Here is a 19,864-nt window from a genome sequence, read left to right on the forward strand (position 1 = left end):
GGTCGGCATGCACGTTCAGCGCAGGATGAGGAGTTATTACGGGTTGGGCGTCTGGGGAAGATACCGACTGCGTCTTCGACGCAAGCGATACATTGCGCGGGCCTTTCGCAAGCGCCGTGAGTTGCGCAATGTTGTCAATCGAACCAACCAAATCAAACCAGGCGACATCCTGCTGTTCTCGACCCAGCGGAATGAAAAGATCAGGCTACCCTATTTCCTGAAGTATTACCGCGACCTCGGCGTGAACCATTTCTTCATTGTCGATAATGACAGCAACGATGGTTCGGTCCCCTATCTGGCCGCGCAGGATGACGTGTCGGTCTGGCACACGAAAGCCAGTTACAAGCGGTCCCGTTTTGGCGTGGATTGGCTGAATTACCTGCAATGGAAATATGCCCACGGGCATTGGTCACTGGTTGTCGATCCGGACGAATTCCTTGTTTACCCGTTCTGCGACACGCGTCCTTTGCCTGCCCTGTGCGATTGGCTGGATGCCTCGGATATCCGGTCTTTTGGCGCGATGCTGCTGGACATGTATCCCAAGGGGCGGATTGACGACGTCCCTTATCGCGAAGGTCAGAACCCGCTGGAAATCGCGTCGTGGTTCGACAGCGGTAACTACGTGATCAGCAAGAATCACACCTATGGAAACCTCTGGATTCAGGGCGGCCCGCGCACGCGGCGTTTCTTTACGGATGAGCCTGCGAAAGCGCCTGCACTGAACAAGACACCTTTGGTCAAGTGGCAGAGCAATTACACCTACATAAGCTCGACCCACATGCTGTTGCCGCGTGGCCTGAACAACGTGTTCGACAGCAATGGCGGTGAAAAGGCGTCAGGGGTCCTGCTTCATACCAAGTTTCTCGATACCTTCACCGTGAAGGCGCAGGAGGAACTCAAGCGCAAGCAGCACTATGCCGGATCGGTCGAGTACAAGGCCTATGCTGCCGGCCTGCAGGATGACCCCGACCTGTGGTGCAAGTGGTCCGAGCGGTACATCAATTGGCGCCAGCTTGAGATACTTGGACTGATGTCGAAAGGCAGCTGGGCATGAGCTTGGGCGTCATCATGCTTGTCCATACGGCGTTCCACCGTGTGGAACAGGTCGCGCGGCATTGGTCGGCGTCGGGATGCCCGGTGGTGATCCATGTTGATCGTTCGGTCAAAAGGGCAGATTACGACCAACTGGTCAGCGCGCTCGCCGATTTGCCCGACATTCATTTTTGTGCGCGGCACCGCTGTGAGTGGGGCACATGGGGCATGGTTGCCGGCACGCAGGCGGCTGCCGAGCTGATCCTAGAGAAACATCCGGACCTCAGGCACGTTTACTTGGCCTCTGGGTCATGCCTGCCGCTGAGACCAGTACAGGAACTGATCGACTATCTTGCCGATCATCCCCGAACTGATTTCATCGAAAGCGCGACAACGTCCGATGTGCCTTGGACTGTGGGCGGATTGGACGAAGAACGCTTTACCCTGCGCTTCCCGTTTTCGTGGCGCAAACAGCGTCGTCTTTTTGACCGCTATGTCCAGATTCAGCGCAAGCTGAAGGTCAAACGCAAGATACCGAACGGGATCGTGCCGCATATGGGCAGCCAGTGGTGGTGCCTGACGCGCCGCACTTTGGCCGCGATCCTAGAGGACCCGGATCGCAGCGATTACGATCGTTACTTCAAGAAAGTCTGGATCCCTGACGAGAGCTATTTCCAGACCCTCTGTCGGCTGTATTCGACGGATGTGCAGTCGCGGTCGCTGACACTGTCCAAGTTCGATCATCAGGGCAAACCCTATATTTTCTACGACGACCACCTGCAACTTTTGCGGCGGTCGGACTGCTTTGTGGCGCGCAAGATCTGGCCCAAGGCGGATCGGCTTTATGCCGGGTTCCTGACCGATGCCGAGCACGCAATGAAAAAGGCCGAGCCTGACCCCGGCAAGATCGACCGCGTGTTTTCGCGGGCCATCGATATGCGCGTGCGTGGTCGTAGGGGGCTTTATATGCAGTCCCGCTTTCCACAAGGAGAGTGGAACGACATCGTCACCAGCGCGCCTTATACGGTTTTCGAAGGGTTCTCTGACCTGTTTTCGGACTGGGAAGAGTGGCTGTCGCGCTCAACAGGCGCGCGCGTGCATGGGCACCTGTTCTCTGAGAATTGGGTGCAATTCTCGGAACGGGAAAAGACCTTTACCGGCGGGATGTGGGACAGCCCGAAGATGCGCGACTATAACAGCCGGGCTTTTCTGACAAACCTGATCTGGAACACACGTGGCGAGCATCAGTGCTTCCAGTTCGGTCCATGGGACGCTCAGTACGTCCACTGGGATATCGCCCGTGACCCGAATGCCCGGATCAACGTGATCACGGGAGCCTGGGCGCTCCAACACTTTCGCTCGAACGCGAAGTTCAGTGACATTCGCAAGGATGCGGCGTGGCGGCAAAAGATCGAGTCAGAGCATTTGCATGCGCTGAAGAGCCCCTATGCCAAGGCCAAGGTGCGCATTCTGACGATGACCGAGTTTATCGAGAACCCGATGGAACATCTTCAGGTCATCCTCGAAGAGATCGGGTCCCCCGGCAATCGGCGCCTGACCGAAGCGCCCAAGATGCACAACCTCAAAGGGTTCGGGAAATTCCTCCAAACGCTCAAGAACGAGGGGATGCATCCCTATCTGATGGGGGACTATCCTATAGACGATATGACGACGCAGCCCAACCAACGGCCTCGCGGGCGGCGTCCGTATCTTGTGAAATAGGGTCTGATGATGGGCGCGCGCTTTGACTCATTTGTTGTCTTCGCGGAAATGCGGACAGGGTCCAATTTTCTTGAAAACAACCTGAACAAAATCCCCGGTGTTCAGTGCCACGGCGAGGTGTTCAACCCCCGCTTCATGGCCTATCCCAAGACCAAGTCTTTCCTTGGCTATTCGCGGGCAGAACGCGATGTGCATCCGCACAAGATCCTTGAGGCTATCCGTGAGAAGTCAGACGGGATCGGAGGGTTCCGGTTTTTCCACGATCATCACCCTGCGGTCGTTGATCTGGTGCTGGATGACCCGCGCTGCGCAAAGATCATCCTGACGCGCAACCCGGCGGAAAGCTATGTCAGTTGGCGGATTGCCGAGGCGACTGATCAATGGGTTCTGACCCATTCGGGCGACCGGATTCAGCAAAAGGCGGTGTTCAACAAGGACGAATTCGAGACCCATCTGGAAAGCATTCATCAGTTCCAGTTGCGCCTGATGCGCGGTTTGCAGGAACGAGGGCAGACTGCATTTTATATTGCCTACGAAGACATCCAGAACATGGATGTGTTGAACGGCATCGCGCAGTTTCTGGGCGTCGAGGGACGGTTGGAGCAGTTGGATCAAACGCTGAAAAAGCAAAATCCCGGTCAGTTGCGCGACAAGGTCGAGAACTATGCCGAGATGGAGGCCACGCTGGGCGAGATCGACTGGCTGGGGCTGTCGCGCGTGCCGAATTTTGAGCCGCGTCGCGCGCCGAATGTGCCCAGCTATGTGGCCGCTGCAGAGTCGCCGCTTTTGTTCATGCCAATTGCCTCTGGTCCGACACCGGGCGTTTCGGATTGGATGGCGCGGCTGGATGGCGTCGAGGAGGACGCCCTCACACGTCAATTCACGCAAAAGACGCTGCGCCGCTGGAAATCGGATCACAAACCGCATCGCAGTTTTACCGTTCTCAGGCACCCTGTCGAGCGGGCGTATCAAACGTTCAACGACAAGATCCTGCACAAGTATCGCCCCGGATCCTACCGGCAGATGCGCCATATCCTGATCGACAGCTATCACGTCGATATGCCCCGCGAGGGACCTGAGGATGGTTGGACGAAGGACGACCAATATGGGGCATTCCTTCAGTTTCTGAATTTCGTGCGGGCAAGCCTGAAAGGGCAGACAGCTCTTCGGGTGGATGTGACGTGGGCGACGCAGGCGCAAATCCTGAGCGGGTTTTCCGAGTTTGCCATGCCCGATCTGGTTCTGAGGGAAGATCAGGTTGATGCGGGTCTTGACGGTGTATGCCAGACGCTTGGGTTGACCAATCCCGGGCCGGTCGCTGCGCCAGAGCAAGAGCCGATCACCTTGGACGACATTTATGACGAAAGCATCGAGGACATGGTGCGCGACGTGTATTCCCGCGACTACATGATGTTTGGCTTTGATCGCTGGAAATGACCGGCAGCGTCGGCTGTGCTAGACTGCTGGTGCAAGACGACGGAAGGACCACAACATGACAGACGACAAGGTCGTGGTCGAGAATGTGAACGTGCCGGGCCATACCGAGCGCGTGGATGCCGCCAAGTACAGGGCGATGCGCGAAGCGTATCTGGCAACGCTCACGACAGATGATCCCGGCATGACCGCTGCCGAAGCCAAAGAGGCGCTATTGCCAGTATTGGATCAAGAACTGTTTCCCGGCGGGGCCAAGTCCGGCTGGTGGATGAAGACAGTACAACTTGATCTGGAGGCCAAAGGCTTGGTCCAGCGTGCGCCGACCAAACCGCTGCGCTTTCGGAAGGTATGACCCTAGATCACGGCCTTTTCGATGATGGGTCGGTTTTCGATCAACCGATCAAACTGGAATGGGGATAGGTCAAGCGACCGAAACTCTCCGTATGTCAGCCATTCTGCGGTGCCGCGTCCCATGGCTGGGGACTGTTGCAGGCCGTGGCCTGAGAACCCATTCTGAAAGACAAAGTTCGACACATCAGGATGTGGGCCCAGGATGGCGTTTTGGTCGAGCGTGTTGAACGCGTAATGCCCGGCCCACTCGGTGACGACGCGGATCGCTTCGAATTGTGGAATGCGGGTCGCGATGATTGGCCAGACGTGATCCTGCCATCGGTTGTGGTCCATTGCAAAGTCATCGAAAGCGACAGCTGGATCAGGGTCTGATGGGCATCCTGCAAGGTAACTCTTGGGCCCGTCTTGCCGGAAATGAACTCCGGACGGGTCAATCGTCAGGGGCAGGTCACGATCGAGAGGCTGTTCAGCGGTGAAAATCCACGTGAAACGTTTGCGTGGCTCAACCGGGATATCGAGGCCAGCCATCTTTGCGACCTTAGCCGCGCGCGGGCCAGCGGCGTTAACGACCTGACCACAAGCAATGCGGGTTCCGTCAGCTAGGGTAACATGGGTCACGCGCCCGCTGTCGACGTCGATCTCGCTCACTTCGCCTTGAATGTATTCGACACCGCCATCGCGGGCTTTGCGGCGGAACCAGTCGAACAGGCCACCACCGTCAAAGTACCCCTCGTTCGTCGTGTTGATCGACCCAAGGACAATGTCTTCGACGTTGTAGAACGGATAGCGCTCAAGAATGTCTTCTGGTGTCAGCAGTTCGGTCGTGGCACCGGCGGTGTGCTGCACCGCCTGATTTTCGCGTAGCACGTCGGCAAAGCCGGGGTTATCGGCAAGGTAGAGATATCCGTAATTCTGGATGGTCATCGGCGGGATGCGGTCATCCTGCATGTACTCTGACAGCTTGGTGTAGAATTCGGCACCAAATTGCGAAATCCGCACGTTCAGGTCAGTCGAGAACTGCTGCCGTATGCAGGAATTTGTGTGCGCAGTCGAACAGGCCGAATAGCTGGGGTCGCGTTCAATTACGAGGACCGAGCCGTTGAAGTCAGGGTTGTTCGACAAAAACCATGCCGTGGAAGACCCCATGATCGCTCCGCCGATGATGACCACGTCGTACGAGGTTTGTTTTGGGGTGGTGTCGAACTTTCCTGTCGCCATCGATGTCGTCCCTGAAACTGTCTCAGACCACCTCAGCCGGGAAATTGCGATGGGTCAATCCTTGTGTGATCAAGGCACTGAAGGAACCGGTCCTGTTGAACCACGCAGGATCAATTCGGCGCGGACAAGCTGCTGATGATCTGTCGCCGCCGCGCCCCTCAGAACGCTGATCAAGTGGTTGACCAGCGGTTCTGGCGCATCGCGCAGAGGCGCGCGGGTGACGGTCAGCGCAGGGTTGAATTCAATGGCGCGCGTCTGTGGCAGGGCGTCGTCATGGGCGACGATTGAGACGTCCTTGGGAATGCTGAGACCCTTGTCGCGCGCGGCTTGCATTACGCCCGCGGCAACAAGCGTTGAAAAACATACAAACGCTGTAGGCGCGTTGGCCTGAGACAGCATGTCGAGCGCAGCTTGATATCCCTGTTGTTCCAGCGTCGCGTCGTTGACGATCCATCCCGGCGCGAGGTCACGTCCGGCCATAGCCTGCCGAAACCCCGCCTCGCGATCCAGTCCGAACGTGTACTGCACCTCCCCGTTGATCAGGGCGATGCGGCGATGGCCCAGGTTGGCCAGTAGATCGACGGCATCCGTGGAAACGGCATGGTTGTCGATGTCGTAAAACGGATAGTCTGGCGCGTCGCGGTCGCGCCCGTGCAGGACAAAGGGGATGTTCTGGTCCTTGAGGTAGGCAATGCGTGGGTCGTCCCGGACAGGTGCGTTCAGGATGAACCCGTCCACGATGTTTCGCTCAAGAAGCTTACGGTAGGCCTGTACTGGATCGGCATCCTGATCGACGGCAAGCACAAGATCGGTTTCATGCGCCGCGAGGGCTGCCGTCATTCCAGTGAGGGTTTGAAAGAATGTCTGATCTGCGCTCATGTCAGGTTTGATCTTCAGGATCATGCCCACCATGCCCGAGCGGCCTGTGACCAATCGCTGTGCGATCCGGTTCGGCCGATAGCCCAACCGCTCCGCAGTTTCACGAACCTTTACGCGTGTCGCCTCGTTGACCTCTGGAAAGCCATTGAGTGCGCGACTGACGGTCGTGACAGACAACCCAAGTTCCTTGCCGATTTGCTTGAGTGTTGCCACCGACCCGTACCCACATCGTTTTCAGGTTTTTTCCGAGTTGGCAGATAGAGGGTTTTGTGTACAGATTTTTTGTGTTTCAAAACGTTTTGAATCGGGTGACTCGTGGCGTCACCCTCACCCCAAAAGATGGAGGCGTGCATGACCGATCAGGGTCGTGAGTGGTGGCGTGATGCTGTGATCTATCAAATCTATCCGCGGTCGTTTCAGGACGATAACGGAGACGGTGTCGGTGATTTGCCCGGTATTACGCGGCGGCTTCAGCATGTGGCCGATCTGGGTGTCGACGCGATCTGGCTGTCGCCGTTCTTTACGTCGCCACAAAAGGACATGGGGTATGACGTCAGCGATTATTGCGATGTCGATCCATTGTTCGGATCGCTTGAGGATTTTGACGCGCTGATTGCCGAGGCGCATCGGCTGGGTTTGAAGGTGATCATTGATCAGGTGCTGTCGCACACCTCGGACAAACATCCGTGGTTCGAAGAAAGCCGCGCGTCGCGGGATAACGACAAAGCCGACTGGTATGTCTGGGCCGACGTGAATGCCGATGGCTCACCCCCAAACAACTGGCCTTCGGTCTTTGGCGGCCCAGCGTGGGAGTTTGAGCCGCGCCGAGGGCAGTATTACCTGCACAACTTCCTGATCGAGCAGCCGGACCTGAATTTCCACAATCCCGCGGTGCAGGACGCGATCCTTGAGACCTGTAAGTTCTGGCTGGACCGGGGCGTTGATGGGTTCCGTCTGGATACGGTGAACTACTATTTCCACGATGCGCGGCTGCGCTCAAACCCACCTGCCCAGCGTGATGACATCCCCAACGAAATCTACGCGATGCAGGATCACCTGTTCTCCAAGACCCAACCAGAGAACATCGCGTTTCTGAAAAAATTGCGCGCGCTGACGGACCAGTATGACGACCGGATGATGGTTGGCGAAGTGGGCGAAGACGGCGCGAAATCGATCCAGATCATGGGCGATTACACCGCCGGGTCAGATCGGCTGCACATGGCTTATTCATTCGCGATGCTCAGCCCGAATTTTAGCGTCGACCACATGCGCACCTGCATCGAAGGCTTCCAAAAAGGCGCGCCGGATGGGCATCCGTCGTGGTCGTTCTCGAACCACGATGTGCAGCGGCACGTGTCGCGCTGGGCGGATCATGCCGTCAGCAGCGATGCCATTGCCCGTCAGGCCTGCGCGATGCTCATGAGCTTTGAAGGGACCATCGGTATCTATCAGGGTGAAGAGCTGGGACAGACCGAAGCGGAACTTGTCTATGAAGAGCTGACCGACCCGCCCGCGATCCGGTTTTGGCCGGGGGTCAAAGGGCGTGATGGATGCCGGACACCAATGGTCTGGGAAAAGGATGCTGCTCATGCCGGGTTCAGTGGGGTCCAGCCTTGGTTGCCGGTAAAGCCTGCGCAAGCCCAGAACGCCGTGGACACCCAAGGCGAAGGCTCGGTTCTGGAGTTCTACAAAGAGGCGATTGCCTTCCGCAAAGGATCGAGCGCGCTGCGCTATGGATCGACGAAATTCCACGACGCAGGGCCAACCGTTCTGGCCTTCACGCGGGCATCTGACGATCAGATGCTGACGTGCCTGTTCAATATGAATGTTGAGCAGAAGACCGTCGCACTGGGCGGGACCGCAGAGATTGTCGGCCCCCATGCGGCAACACTGGACAGTCAGACGCTGATCCTTCCGGGCAACGGCTTTGTGTATCTGCAACACGACGGAACGCTGTTCTGATCCGCACCCTGCGCGGCTCCGCGTTGTCGCCGGGGCCGCGGATTGCACGTGTTGACCTTCGCTATTTTCACCGACAGCGTGAGCGCAACGAATGATTGAGGGAGGCGACACATGCGCATAGCTGTGGTGACAGGGGCGGCCGGTGGACTGGGATCAGCGATTGCCGAACAATTGCGGTCGGATGATTGCCACGTCGTCGGAATGGATCTGAAGACCTCTGACACAGACACGCCGATTGAAATCGATCTGACCGATGCCGCAGCGATTGCCGATGCGTTTGCCCGGATCGCGCGGGATCATGGCGGTGTCGATATCCTCGTCAACAATGCAGGCACTTGTTTCATGTCGGATTTCCCTGACATTCCAGTGGCCGAGTTCGAAGCCCAGATGCAGGTGAACTTCCATTCGATGTTTCACTGCTGTCAGGCGGCGATCCCGCTCATGCTGGCGCGCCCCGGGGTGAAGAAGATCGTCAACATCAGTTCCAACGGGGCGTATAATTTCGACGTCTTCGATCCACCGCATTACCGCGCCTCCAAGGCGGCGATGGACACGATGACCAAGGATCTTGCGCGGCGTTATGCAGCCGACAAGATCGCCGTGAATTCGATTGCGCCGGCCATGACCGAGACGCCGCTATTTGGGGTTCTGGACGACGCGACTTTGGAGCGTGCGATCAGTGCGATGCCCCATGGTGAGCCAATGCAGCCAGCGCAGATCGCCGGATGGGTCAGTCACCTTGCAGGCCCGTTGGGCGACGTGTGCAGTGGGAACGTGATTATCCTGAACCAAGGCCGCGATGTCAGGTGATCGGGATCGGCGCAAAGGGGATTTGAAGGCGCTGATCGGGATCGTGGCCATAGATAAGATGATCGTGCGGCATATCCAAAAGCCGCTTGGCATGGTGCAAGGCCAACTCCGGGTCCCATGCGTCGGTGAACCCTTCATCCGGCTCGCTTTCGCGCGAGATCGCGTCTGACGCCCAGATCACGCGGCCAACGCCCGCCAGTGTAACGCCCAGAGCCAGTTGTCCTGGCGCGTGGCCGGGTGTGAAGAACAGGTCGAGATCGGGGCCGAGGCCCGTATCCTGTTCCACCGTCAGGTATTGGCCTTTGGGCCATTCCATCGGTTGAGTGTCACCAAAGTATGACGGGCGCGGCATGTCGCGCTCGGGTTTGCCCATCATGATCGGCACCCCCTTGAACGCGTCGATCCCACCGACATGGTCAATATGGCCATGGGTCAGGATCAAGAGCTTGACCTGTGAAACCCCACACTGAGCCAATTGCTGTTCAACGCTGTTTTCCGGGCCGATTTGCAGAACCTCGCCAAAGCTGTCGAGACCGTCTTCGCGTCCGGCTTCCGCCGGGTTCGACAGGTATTTGGCTGGCATCCCGGTATCGACGACAATGGCTTCGTCCTGATCGGTTTTGATCAGCGCCCCCATCAGTTGAATGATACGCGGCCCCGAATGGACCATGAACTGGCCAAAATTCAGGATAGTCAGGGATGTGGGACGTCCTTTAATCATTCTGTCATGGGGGGCAGAGTGCCGATGAAAGTCAAGATTCACACGCTTTTTGAATACCTTCTGGAAACAACGGGGTCCGAGCCGGAGGCATTCGTCGGGTTTTCGCTATCACAGCCGCCCAAACTGGGTGATTTCCTTGGGGACCTTGATCCTGATCTGTCACTGGACTGGAACGGGCAGAGTTTTCGGGGTCTGCCTGCGTTGCGGGACAATGTGCTGGCGGTGTCAGGTTTATCCGATGCCTGTGCCCCGGATGATGTGCTGATCACAGCAGGCGCGGCAGAGGCAAACTATCTTGCATTTCAGCAACTGGTCGCTCCGGGGGACAGGGTTGTGACCGAAACGCCGGGCTGGCCTCAGATTGACGTTTTGGGCCGCGCGATGGGGGCCGAGATGGTCCATGTGCGTCGGCGCGAAGACGACGGTTGGGCGTTTCCAATGCAGGCCTTTGCGGATGCTGTCACCCCTGACACGCGGCTGATCTTTTTGACGAACCCGAACAATCCGACAGGGCGGTTGTTGACTGACGCCGAACTGCGTCAGGTCGTCGATATTGCCCGCGCGGCGGATGCCTGGTTGGTCGTAGACGAGGTCTATGCAGGATTAGAGTGGGCCGGGCCGCGCCCGCCATCAATTGCTGGGATGTATGACAAAGGGATCACCACGGGATCAGTATCCAAAGCGCTGGGCCTCCAAGGGTTGCGCACCGGCTGGCTGATTTGCCGGGATCCCGAGATGGTGATGGATGCCGTGATCCTGCGTGAGAATGGCAGCGAAATCATGAATATCATGGGCGAGGTGATCGCAGAGATCGCCTTGCGACCTGAGCGCTATGCCGCGGCTTTGGATGCCGCGCGGGCAGAGGCGCAGAAGACCCTGACGATGCTGGATATGTTTATTGCGGGCCAAGAGCGGTTGTCTTGGGTACGGCCCGAGGCTGGTCTGATCGGGTTGGCACGTGTTGAAGGCGAGGATGGTGAGACACTCGCGCGCAACCTTTTGACCGATCCCTACCGGACGTTTTTGCTGCCTGGGTCAGCGTATAATGAGCCAGCGCATATTCGGGTGGGCGTCGGAGGCGGCGCACAGGCGAATTTGGATGTGGGGCTAATCAGATTAGCGGAATACTTGGGGCAGTAGCCGCGCGGTTGCTGGGCCGTGGCGCAGCGATGCGTTGGTTGTGCAAAGCACTTTATGCCTATGATTTGCCTGCACCGCCCGTGCGGCGTGGAAGGCTGACCAATCGCTGGGCCGGGGGCGGCCCAGCAATCGCGCGGTGGCTTCGCCTTGATTCCGCGCAGGTGTCTTTAGCTCAGCCAGGTATCGTAGTCGCTCACCAGCAAGTGCTTCGGCGCCTCATCCTCGGTCACATCGGAAAACCGCCCAATCGGCTCGCGGAAGATATTGTCGATGCGGTCGTCGTTCACATTCGACACCTCGACGATCAGCACCGGACCACCCTCACCCCAGAACGCGTGCCACGTGTGCGGTTCCAGCGTGACGCTTTCGCCCGGTTTCAGGCGCAGCAGCTCACCGCCCTTCATCGTCACCTTGCGTCCGTCGCTCAGAACCTCAACAGGCAAGCTGTCGTCAATCTGGCCTTCGCCGTTGTCGGTGAAAAGCTCCAGCACAAGATCACCGCCGCCCCGATTGATGATGTCTTCGGTCTTGGTGATGTGGCGGTGCATCGGGCTGATCTGGCGTTCGCCAGAGATCATGACCTTTTCGGCGTAAAGCATCCCGCCACCGGCCGCGATGTTGGCCTGAGACCCGTTGCGCGTCGTGAAGAGGAAGAGACCGAGTTCTTCGAATTTGCCCTGACCATAGTCGGTGATGTCCCATCCAAGGAAATGATCGCGGATCATTGGCGCATTTGCGACATGGGCCTTCAACTCATCCGGAGACAGATAGGCAAACGGAGGCAGATGGACGCCGTGGCTGCGGATGAAGGCGTCGCTTTCAGCGATGATTTCGTTCACGGTGGATCGGTCCATGGTGCCCTCCCTCGGCTGCGTTAGCGCCAACGTACCCACGGCGCGCGCCGACACAAGCCCTGTTCCCCTTCTTCGCCCGCATCCCTATGGTCCGGACCATGTTGAGCGTCACGCCGGATATCACGATTCAAGACTGGGAACTGACCGAAAGCTTTACCCGATCCCAAGGACCCGGTGGCCAGAACGTCAACAAGGTGGCGACCGCTGTCGAGCTTCGCTTTGAGGCGCAGCGCAGTCCGAACTTGCCGCCTTACGTCAAGAACCGGTTGAAGCGGCTGGCCGGGCGGAAATGGACCCAGGATGGTGCTTTGATCATCCGCGTTGAAGAGACGCGCTCGCAGGCGCGCAACCGTGATATTGCCCGCGACCGCCTAAAAGAGTTGATCCAAAAGGCCACCGAGCGCCCAAAGCGGCGCATTCCGACCAAACCGACGCTGGGGTCCAAGCGGCGGAGGCTAGAGGCCAAGACCCGTCGGGGTGAGGTCAAGGCGCTGCGTGGGCGGGTCAGTGATGACTGACCTTCTGACCCGCAGGCAAGCGGTGCTTGGGCCCAATGTGCCAACCTTCTACGACGCCCCTGTCGAGATTGTGCGCGGTGAAGGTGTCTGGCTCTGGGATGCGGATGGGAAGCAATACCTAGATTGCTACAATAACGTCCCGCATGTCGGGCACTGCCATCCCAAAGTGGTCGAGGCGATCACGCGTCAGGCGTCCACGCTGAATACACACACGCGCTATCTGCATCAGGGCATTCTTGATTACGGTGAGCGGCTGGCTGAGACCTTCAACTCTGCGCTCTCGCAAATGATCATGGTTTGCACAGGGTCAGAGGCGAACGACATTGCCTTGCGGATGGCGCAGGCGGTGACGGGAAAGACCGGGATCATCGCAACCGACAACACCTATCACGGCAACACCACCGCGACGGCGGCTTTCTCAACACGTCGTCCGCCGATCGGCGGATATCCGGACCATGTCCGCCTTGTGCCTGCGCCAGACACCTTGCGGCCTCTGGGCGGTACGAGCGAAGGGCAGGGGCAGGCCTTTGCCGACCAAGTGACCCGCGCGGCTGCCGAGCTGGAAGCCAATGGCAGCGGGTTCTCTGGTCTGATGATCTGCCCGAGCTTTGCCAATGAAGGCATGCATGACCTGCCGCGAGATTTCCTGAAGCCCGTTGCAAAGGCGGTGAAGGCGGCAGGCGGGCTCTTGTTGGTCGATGAAGTACAGCCGGGCTTTGGGCGCAGCGGCACGGGCATGTGGGTGCATGAGTGGTCAGGCATTGCGCCGGATGTGGTGACCTTGGGCAAACCCATGGCGAACGGGCATCCAACGGCTGCCGTGGTCGCAACCCCCGATGTGATGGCGGCGTTTCGAAATGCCTTTGGCTATTTCAACACGTTCGGCGGCAACCCTGTCAGCTGCGCGGCGGCCTCTGCAGTGCTGGATATCATCGAAGAGGATGAACTGGTTACGCATGCGGCAGATGTCGGGGCCTATACGCTGGGTCTTTTGCGCGGGGTGTCACATCCTGCCATCGTCAACGTCCGAGGACAGGGCCAGTTCTACGGGGTGGAGCTCGAAATCGACGGAGCGCCCGCGACAGAGCTTGCGCGGCGCGTGGTCGAGACCATGAAGGAAAACGGCGTCCTCATGGGGGTGATTGGACGCAAGCAACATATCCTGAAGATGCGACCGCCCATGCCCTTTGACCGGGCCAACGCCGATCTTTTGGCCGAGCGCCTCCAAGAAAGCCTGAACGCATGTCCGATATAGACGAAATCGCCGCCTTTTGGGGGCAGGTGGACGCCGCGCCGCGCCTGATCGCGCAGCGTGAGAATGCGGTCTACGAAGCGGTGATCGGTGGCCAGAGGCTCGCTTTACGCCTGCATCGTGCGGGGTATCAGTCACAGATCGCGATTGAGAGCGAATTGCGTTGGACATCGCGGATGGCGGCTATCGGTTTTCCATGCCCAGCCCCCGTTGCGGCCTTGGATGGCGCCTTCCTCAGGGCGGTTCCGGGCGGGTCCTTTGCGTCGGCGGTGACATGGGTCGATGGCGATGCGATTGGGGATGGGGACACACCTTTGGGTGGGACCCTGACAGAGCAGACGGCGCTGTATTCTGCGGTGGGCGCGTTGATTGCGGCGTTTCATGATGCGTCTGACACGGTTCCGACCGGCGACATTCAGCGATTGCCCTGGGACGCGGACGCTTTGGTTGGGGATGCGCCAACATGGGGGCGATTTTGGGAAAACCCGACCCTCTCCACGGCAGAAGCGGATCGCCTGCAAATGGCGCGCGCGAGGGCCTTTGAGACGCTGATCAACATGGAGGCTCCGGATGCAGGCCTGATCCATGCCGATTGCCTGCAAGAAAACATCATGACCACCCCGTCCGGTCTGGCGCTGATCGACTTTGACGATGCTGGATTTGGGTATCGCGGGTATGATCTGGGATCAGCAATGATCCAGCATCACGCCCATCCGAACCTGACCAAGCTGACCGAAGCATTGCTCAGCGGGTATCGCACATTGCGACCCGCGCCGACCGTATCGGATGTCTTCTTTTTCATGAGCCTGCGGGCGATGGCGTCCTGCGGATGGGCGATCACGCGCTGCGAGGGGAACGCAGCCGCGCAGAGGGCGATGGCGGACCGGGCGTTGGCGTGTGTGGAGATTTGGGAAAGTGCGCGGGACGGTGTCCCGTAAGAGGGCGTGGACAGCGTCTATCGTCACGATGTTTGCCGACCTTCGATAGTCATGGGTCGTTGGGTTCAGTGGCCGCGAACGGACGAGTTGCGGGACTTTGCTGCCTTTCGTTCTTGAAAGTCCAATGTCTGCATTCGCGGCTTCTAGTGTTCGCGGTCGCACATGTTGTGGTCGGCAAGTGAAGCTAACACGTAGCAGTCCCCGGATACACCTTCACCGTCGCAGCCTCTGGATATTCGGCTGAGTTCCTTTTCAAGCATTCTGAGACGTTTGATCTTGGCTCGGACCTCTTCGAGTTGGGATACGGCAATTTCCGTCGCAGCCTCACACGACCGGTCTGGATGATCCTGCAACTCGATTAGCGAGGAGATCGCTTCAATCGAAAACCCTAGATCCCGTGCATGGCGGATAAAGCTCAGCCGCTCCAACCCAGCCTTGTCGTATCGCCGTTGGTTGCCGGACGTGCGCTCTGCCTCGGGCAATAGTCCCATATCCTCGTAGTACCGGATGGTCGGAACCTTGACGTTTGTCCGCTTTGAAAGCTCGCCGATAGAAAACATGAAGATACCTCTTGAACCTCTAGTCACTAGAGACATTACACTATGGGCTACCAAAAATGAAAGAGGGTTCCCATGGCAGGTTGCTGCGGACATGATGCCAAGTTTGACGGCGTTTCGGATGATTACAAAAGGCGGCTGTGGATCGTCATCGCGCTCAACGCGACGATGTTCGTTGTCGAGATGACTGCAGGCCATCTGGCCAAATCTCAAGCGCTACAAGCCGACGCCCTCGACTTTGCCGGGGATGCGCTGACCTACGGCATTTCGCTTGCAGTCATCGGGGCCTCGCTTCGTGCGCGGACGAATGCGGCACTGTTCAAAGGCGTCAGCCTTCTTCTGATGGGCCTTTGGGTGTTCGGGTCAACGGTATTTCGCGTCTTCTATGTCGGCGTCCCAACCGCAGAAATCATGGGAATCGTTGGCTTACTTGCGCTGCTCACCAATCTGGCAAGCGTATTGCTGTTGGTCCGTTACAAGGACGGTGATGCCAATGTCCGGTCGGTCTGGTTGTGCTCGCGCAACGATGCGATTGGAAACGTCGCAGTGATGCTTGCAGCACTTGGTGTGTGGGGCACGGCAACGGGTTGGCCTGACCTGATCGTGGCAACCATTATGGCTGGATTGTTCCTGTCATCGGCCTTCCAAATTGTGCGTCAAGCATTGGCTGAGCGACGTGAAATGACCGACCATAAGCATGTGGATGCATGATGCAGATGCTCTTGATTCTCATCGGCCTTGTGATCGCGGCTGCCACCCTAATCGCGATCCTTTGGTCCATCGCATACCCTGAGCGCCGCCTTTGGCCGCCGCAGCGCTACACAACGGCGACACCTGTTTTGGTTTGGGTTCCGACATTCACCCTCTTTGGTATTTTGATCGTCCTTGGGTTCATGGATTGGGGAAGCCTGCCAATCCCAAGTTGGCTGCGGTTCGGAATCGGCATTCCAATGATTGTTGTGGGCAACGTCATCGTGTGGTCAGAGGTCGCGCAATTCGGAATAGCCCAGACTGGCGGCGCGAAAGGATCGCTACGAACGGACGGCATGTATCGCTATTCGCGCAACCCGCAGTACGTGGCAGATATTGCAATGATTTTCGGCTGGGTCGTGCTTTGTGCGTCGGAGGGAGCAGCTCTAATTGGTTTAGCAGGGATAGTTGTCCTGATAGCTGCGCCATTCGCTGAGGAACCGTGGCTTAAAGAGCAATACGGTTCCGCGTTTGAGGACTATAGGGAAACGGTCCGTCGGTTCCTTTAGGCGAACGATAAGTGCAAAAGCAGGCCTCCGCCATGCTGCAGCATCTTGGTAGGTCTGGGCTCAATCCGGACCTTCGCCCCGCTTAGGGCGAATGAGTGCATCACCCCCCCCACAAACGCGTAGGGCGGGCCCCTCTCCAAGGACCCGCCCAGCGCAGCCTCCGACCCAGGCGGCGCGGGATGGTGCTTAGTTGACCGGCGCGGAGGCGCTCCGGGTCACTTGGACCGCAGCGCGCGCGTCATCAATCAACATCTGCCCATCCAACCCCTTGGCCGAGACGTCCTCGACCCAGTCGGATATCACAGCTTCACCCAGCGCGCGGATGACATCAGTCTCCTCTGCGCTCAGTGTCGCAATCTCGTTTCCTGCGGCTGCCATGGCCTCGCGGCCCGTGACATCACCCGTGTCATGCGCCCGCCCGGCCCAAGCCGAAGCCTCCAGACCAGAGTTGGCGTCGATGACTGCCTTCAGGTCTGATGGTAACGCGTCATAGGCGTTTTTGTTCATCGCCCACAGGAAGTATAAATTATATAGGGACTGTTCCCCCTCAACGTCAGTGTGACTATCCGTGAGTTCATCAAGTTTAAGTGATGGGGACATCTCCCAAGTGATCACGCCGCCGTCCACGACACCTTTGGCAATTGCCTCTGGAAAGGCCGGAACTGGCATCCCGACCGGGTTTGCGCCCAGCTTGTCCAGCAGCAGTGTCGCCGCCCGCGATGGACCGCGCAGTTTCAGGCCGTCAAAGTCGTCGACGCTTGAAATCGCAGGTCCTTTCTTGTGGACCAGACCACGCCCGTGCATGTGCGCGGCGATCAGGTGAACGTCCGCAAAGTCGTCCATCAGGTGCTTTTGCGTAAAGATCCAGGCCGCCTTAGAGGCTTCCTCAGCGCTCTTGGTGGTCATGAACGGCATCTCAAGCGCTTCTGCCTCTGGGAAGCGGCCCGGTTGGTAGCCGGGGATCACCCAGCCACCATCAATTGCGCCGTCGCGGATCAGGTCGTACTGGTTCGGGGCCTTACCGCCCAGCTGCATCGCCGGATACAGTTCGACCTTGATGCGGCCATTGCTGTCCGCTTCGATCTTGTCAGCCCATGGCTGCATGAAGTGGGTCGGGTTCGCCGATTTGGGCGAAACGAAATGCTGGAACCGCAGCGTGACCTCTTGGGCCATCGCGGTTGTGGACATCAGGCCAAGTGCGGCCGCGAAACTAAGGGGTTTGAGCATCGTCATGTGGCGCGCTCCTTTTTGCAGAAATCATCAGGCCCACCCCGAGTGGGCGACCTGTAGGTAAGGATCGTTGACCTTACTTGCAAATCAGTCGCAAGTGCTAACCCGCCGGTTTGGACGCTAATAGCCTGAAATAAGACGTGCTTTCTGAAATATGGGGGAGTTATCGGAAACTTTCCCCAGAATTGTTCCCAGGCCGTCTGTCGTCATGTTGGGATTCATGGGCTGATCGCGGCGTCCAGCATGGCTTGCAGGTCGTTTTCCGCGTCTCGCGACGGGCATCCGGTATAGGTAAAGGCCACGACCCAGCCGCGGCTGTCGCGTGACACCACCGACCCGTGGCCACGCCCGGTCAATAGGCACATGCCACCCCTGTGGATCAGACGTTGTCCTCGTGGTGTGTCCACCAGAACAATGCCGGGTCCATAGGTGATCCCGTCGTCCACCAGGGTCAGTGGCCAGTCGGCGGTGACAGAGAGCTGTTGCATGAAACTGGCGAGGTCGGGGGTAGAGGCCGCGTATCCACCGGCCAGTCCGATGGCGGGATAGTCTCGTGCCGTTGCCAAGCTGGCCATGTCGGCAAGTCCAGGAGCATTGGTGCGGCACCAGTCCATGGGCGGCTGACCAAGCACCGCCTGCAAAACGGCCTCCAGCACGATATAGTTTTCGTTATTGTAGAAATACGCGGGTGATTTGAGGGGCGTTGTCCTCCGGCGCTCCAGCAGCGCGGCGATCCGTTCGGGCCGGGTCAGAAACCGTCCAAGAATGTCGCGCTGTGTTCGGTCAGGGCGGTAGCCGCTGGTATGGGTCAAAAGCTCTGCGATTGTGGCGTTGCCTGCCGCGCTGTCCCATCCAAGGGCGTCGGCAACTGTCGTCTCAAGCGAAAGGTCGCCTTGAGACACCAAGTACAGCACGCAGGCGCCCGTCAGGGTTTTCGATACCGACAAGATCGGGGCAGCGTCACTGACATCCTGCCCTTGCGCAGTTTGCACCAAGACATCCCCAGCCGGCGACAGCACGGTCACAGAGGCAGGCGCAATGCCGTGCTCTGCCACCAAGGCGGCGAATTGATCAGGCAAGGGTTCGGCGCTGACAGCATGGGTCAGAAGGACAAAGCCAAGCGCCAGCGCGCGGATCACGCGGTATAGGTCGGGTGGAAGGTGCCTGCTGGGGACGGCGTAAAGATTTCGACGCCGTCCGCGGTTACGCCGACCGAGTGCTCAAACTGGGCGCTGAGCGATTTGTCCCGAGTCACAGCGGTCCAGTCATCGGCCAGAACCTTGGTCTCTGGGCGGCCAAGATTGACCATTGGTTCGATGGTAAAGAACATGCCTTCCTCAAGGACCGGACCCGTGCCGGCACGTCCATAATGCAGGACATTCGGCGGTGCATGGAACACGCGGCCGAGGCCATGACCGCAGAAGTCGCGCACGACGGACATGCGTTGGGCTTCGACATAGCTTTGGATGGCGTGGCCGATATCGCCGAAGGTGTTGCCCGGCTTCACCGCTTCGATCCCGCGCATGAGGCTGTCATGGGTGACTTGGATCAAGCGCTCAGCCTTACGGCCGAGCTTTCCAGCTACATACATGCGGCTTGTGTCGCCGAACCAACCGTCGACGATGACGGTGACGTCAATGTTCAGGATATCGCCGTCCTTGAGCGTCTTGGGTCCGGGGATACCGTGGCAAACGACGTGGTTCACCGAGATGCACGAGGCGTGCTGGTAACCCTTGTAGCCGATGGTGGCGGACTTTGCGCCAGCTGCTTCGACCTTTTCGGTGATGATGCGGTCGATCTCTGCGGTGCTTTGGCCCGGAAAGACGTGAACAGCGATTTCGTCAAGAATCCGTGCAGCCACTTCGCCCGCCTTTGCCATGCCAGCAAAGTCGTTTTGTTCGTAAATGCGGATGCCGTCTTTTGTCAGCCGACCGTGTGCGGTGTCCATGGGATGTGTCCTTGATGCTTGCGCCGCAATATAGGGCAA

Annotated in this window: 20 protein-coding genes; 12 read left to right on the forward strand and 8 right to left on the reverse strand. The window is 58.5% G+C overall.

From position 1 onward, the window contains the following. Positions 1–25: 25 nt before the first annotated feature. Genes FE702_RS12400 through FE702_RS12415 form a run of 4 tightly spaced genes read left to right on the forward strand, consistent with a single transcriptional unit; the run spans position 26 to position 4,540 of the window. Entirely contained in the window at positions 26–1,054 is a 1,029-nt protein-coding gene (locus FE702_RS12400) for a glycosyltransferase family 2 protein (protein WP_186827090.1), read from the forward strand. Further along, positions 1,051–2,754: a DUF5927 domain-containing protein gene (locus FE702_RS12405; RefSeq protein WP_147126621.1), complete on the forward strand. Its 1,704-nt coding sequence runs from the start codon at positions 1,051–1,053 to the stop codon at positions 2,752–2,754. Before FE702_RS12400 ends, FE702_RS12405 begins: the two co-directional genes overlap by 4 nt. Positions 2,755–2,802: 48 nt before the next feature. Then, on the forward strand, positions 2,803–4,191 hold the full coding sequence (locus FE702_RS12410) for a sulfotransferase family 2 domain-containing protein (RefSeq protein WP_346722160.1): 1,389 nt from the start codon (positions 2,803–2,805) through the stop codon (positions 4,189–4,191). Positions 4,192–4,246: 55 nt separating this feature from the next. After that, positions 4,247–4,540 carry a DUF6958 family protein gene (locus FE702_RS12415; protein WP_147126622.1) on the forward strand — a complete coding sequence of 98 codons (294 nt, stop codon included), beginning with the start codon at positions 4,247–4,249 and terminating at the stop codon, positions 4,538–4,540. A 2-nt stretch (positions 4,541–4,542) separates the two neighbouring features. Here FE702_RS12415 and FE702_RS12420 read toward each other — a convergent pair whose 3' ends face one another. Both FE702_RS12420 and FE702_RS12425 read right to left on the reverse strand, forming a co-directional pair. Then, positions 4,543–5,757, reverse strand: a complete 1,215-nt coding sequence (locus FE702_RS12420; protein ID WP_147126623.1) for an NAD(P)/FAD-dependent oxidoreductase — start codon at positions 5,755–5,757, stop codon at positions 4,543–4,545. Between the two features lie 69 nt (positions 5,758–5,826). Continuing rightward, a complete protein-coding gene (locus FE702_RS12425; protein WP_147126624.1) occupies positions 5,827–6,849 on the reverse strand; it encodes a substrate-binding domain-containing protein in 1,023 nt (340 codons plus the stop codon). A 138-nt stretch (positions 6,850–6,987) separates the two neighbouring features. Here FE702_RS12425 and FE702_RS12430 point away from each other — a divergent pair, with 138 nt between their 5' ends. Both FE702_RS12430 and FE702_RS12435 read left to right on the forward strand, forming a co-directional pair. After that, a complete protein-coding gene (locus FE702_RS12430; protein ID WP_147126625.1) occupies positions 6,988–8,598 on the forward strand; it encodes an alpha-amylase family glycosyl hydrolase in 1,611 nt (536 codons plus the stop codon). A 111-nt stretch (positions 8,599–8,709) separates the two neighbouring features. After that, a complete protein-coding gene (locus tag FE702_RS12435) occupies positions 8,710–9,408 on the forward strand; it encodes an SDR family NAD(P)-dependent oxidoreductase (RefSeq protein WP_147126626.1) in 699 nt (232 codons plus the stop codon). Here the strand turns inward: FE702_RS12435 and FE702_RS12440 are convergent. Beyond that, positions 9,401–10,129, reverse strand: a complete 729-nt coding sequence (locus tag FE702_RS12440) for an MBL fold metallo-hydrolase (protein WP_147126627.1) — start codon at positions 10,127–10,129, stop codon at positions 9,401–9,403. The genes FE702_RS12435 and FE702_RS12440 overlap by 8 nt on opposite strands. 24 nt (positions 10,130–10,153) lie before the next feature. On the opposite strand from FE702_RS12440, the gene FE702_RS12445 reads away from it, so the two are divergent. Then, the gene (locus FE702_RS12445) at positions 10,154–11,269 is read left to right on the forward strand and encodes an aminotransferase class I/II-fold pyridoxal phosphate-dependent enzyme (RefSeq protein WP_147126628.1); all 1,116 of its coding nucleotides are present in this window, start codon (positions 10,154–10,156) and stop codon (positions 11,267–11,269) included. A gap of 167 nt (positions 11,270–11,436) precedes the next feature. On the opposite strand, the gene FE702_RS12450 is transcribed toward FE702_RS12445, so the two are convergent. Continuing rightward, on the reverse strand, positions 11,437–12,123 hold the full coding sequence (locus FE702_RS12450; protein ID WP_147126629.1) for a D-lyxose/D-mannose family sugar isomerase: 687 nt from the start codon (positions 12,121–12,123) through the stop codon (positions 11,437–11,439). Between the two features lie 98 nt (positions 12,124–12,221). Here FE702_RS12450 and arfB point away from each other — a divergent pair, with 98 nt between their 5' ends. The 3 genes from arfB to FE702_RS12465 are packed head-to-tail and all read left to right on the forward strand — an operon-like array spanning position 12,222 to position 14,831. Continuing rightward, on the forward strand, positions 12,222–12,641 hold the full coding sequence (gene arfB, locus FE702_RS12455; protein WP_147126630.1) for an alternative ribosome rescue aminoacyl-tRNA hydrolase ArfB: 420 nt from the start codon (positions 12,222–12,224) through the stop codon (positions 12,639–12,641). After that, positions 12,634–13,896: an aspartate aminotransferase family protein gene (locus FE702_RS12460; RefSeq protein ID WP_147126631.1), complete on the forward strand. Its 1,263-nt coding sequence runs from the start codon at positions 12,634–12,636 to the stop codon at positions 13,894–13,896. Before arfB ends, FE702_RS12460 begins: the two co-directional genes overlap by 8 nt. Beyond that, complete coding sequence (locus FE702_RS12465; RefSeq protein ID WP_147126632.1) at positions 13,884–14,831, forward strand: phosphotransferase enzyme family protein; 948 nt, start codon at positions 13,884–13,886, stop codon at positions 14,829–14,831. The genes FE702_RS12460 and FE702_RS12465 overlap by 13 nt, the downstream gene beginning before the upstream one ends. Before the next feature lie 143 nt (positions 14,832–14,974). On the opposite strand, the gene FE702_RS12470 is transcribed toward FE702_RS12465, so the two are convergent. Continuing rightward, entirely contained in the window at positions 14,975–15,391 is a 417-nt protein-coding gene (locus tag FE702_RS12470) for a MerR family transcriptional regulator (RefSeq protein WP_147126633.1), read from the reverse strand. 72 nt (positions 15,392–15,463) lie between these two features. On the opposite strand from FE702_RS12470, the gene FE702_RS12475 reads away from it, so the two are divergent. After that, positions 15,464–16,099, forward strand: a complete 636-nt coding sequence (locus FE702_RS12475) for a cation efflux transmembrane domain-containing protein (protein ID WP_147126634.1) — start codon at positions 15,464–15,466, stop codon at positions 16,097–16,099. Between the two features lie 5 nt (positions 16,100–16,104). Beyond that, positions 16,105–16,647, forward strand: coding sequence for a methyltransferase family protein (locus FE702_RS12480; RefSeq protein WP_186827074.1), 543 nt, complete (start codon positions 16,105–16,107; stop codon positions 16,645–16,647). Positions 16,648–16,833: 186 nt separating this feature from the next. On the opposite strand, the gene FE702_RS12485 is transcribed toward FE702_RS12480, so the two are convergent. The 3 genes from FE702_RS12485 to map all read right to left on the reverse strand — a co-directional run bounded on the left by FE702_RS12485 (position 16,834) and on the right by map (position 19,825). Next, positions 16,834–17,880 (reverse strand): TRAP transporter substrate-binding protein, encoded by a 1,047-nt coding sequence (locus FE702_RS12485; protein ID WP_147126636.1) that lies wholly within the window; start codon positions 17,878–17,880, stop codon positions 16,834–16,836. A gap of 215 nt (positions 17,881–18,095) precedes the next feature. Further along, a complete protein-coding gene (locus FE702_RS12490; RefSeq protein ID WP_147126637.1) occupies positions 18,096–19,016 on the reverse strand; it encodes a serine hydrolase domain-containing protein in 921 nt (306 codons plus the stop codon). Further along, complete coding sequence (map, locus tag FE702_RS12495) at positions 19,013–19,825, reverse strand: type I methionyl aminopeptidase (protein WP_147126638.1); 813 nt, start codon at positions 19,823–19,825, stop codon at positions 19,013–19,015. Before map ends, FE702_RS12490 begins: the two co-directional genes overlap by 4 nt. Positions 19,826–19,864 lie beyond the last annotated feature (39 nt).

The sequence above is a fragment of the Shimia ponticola genome (genome assembly GCF_007995215.1).
In the GTDB taxonomy this organism is placed as follows: domain Bacteria; phylum Pseudomonadota; class Alphaproteobacteria; order Rhodobacterales; family Rhodobacteraceae; genus Shimia_B; species Shimia_B ponticola.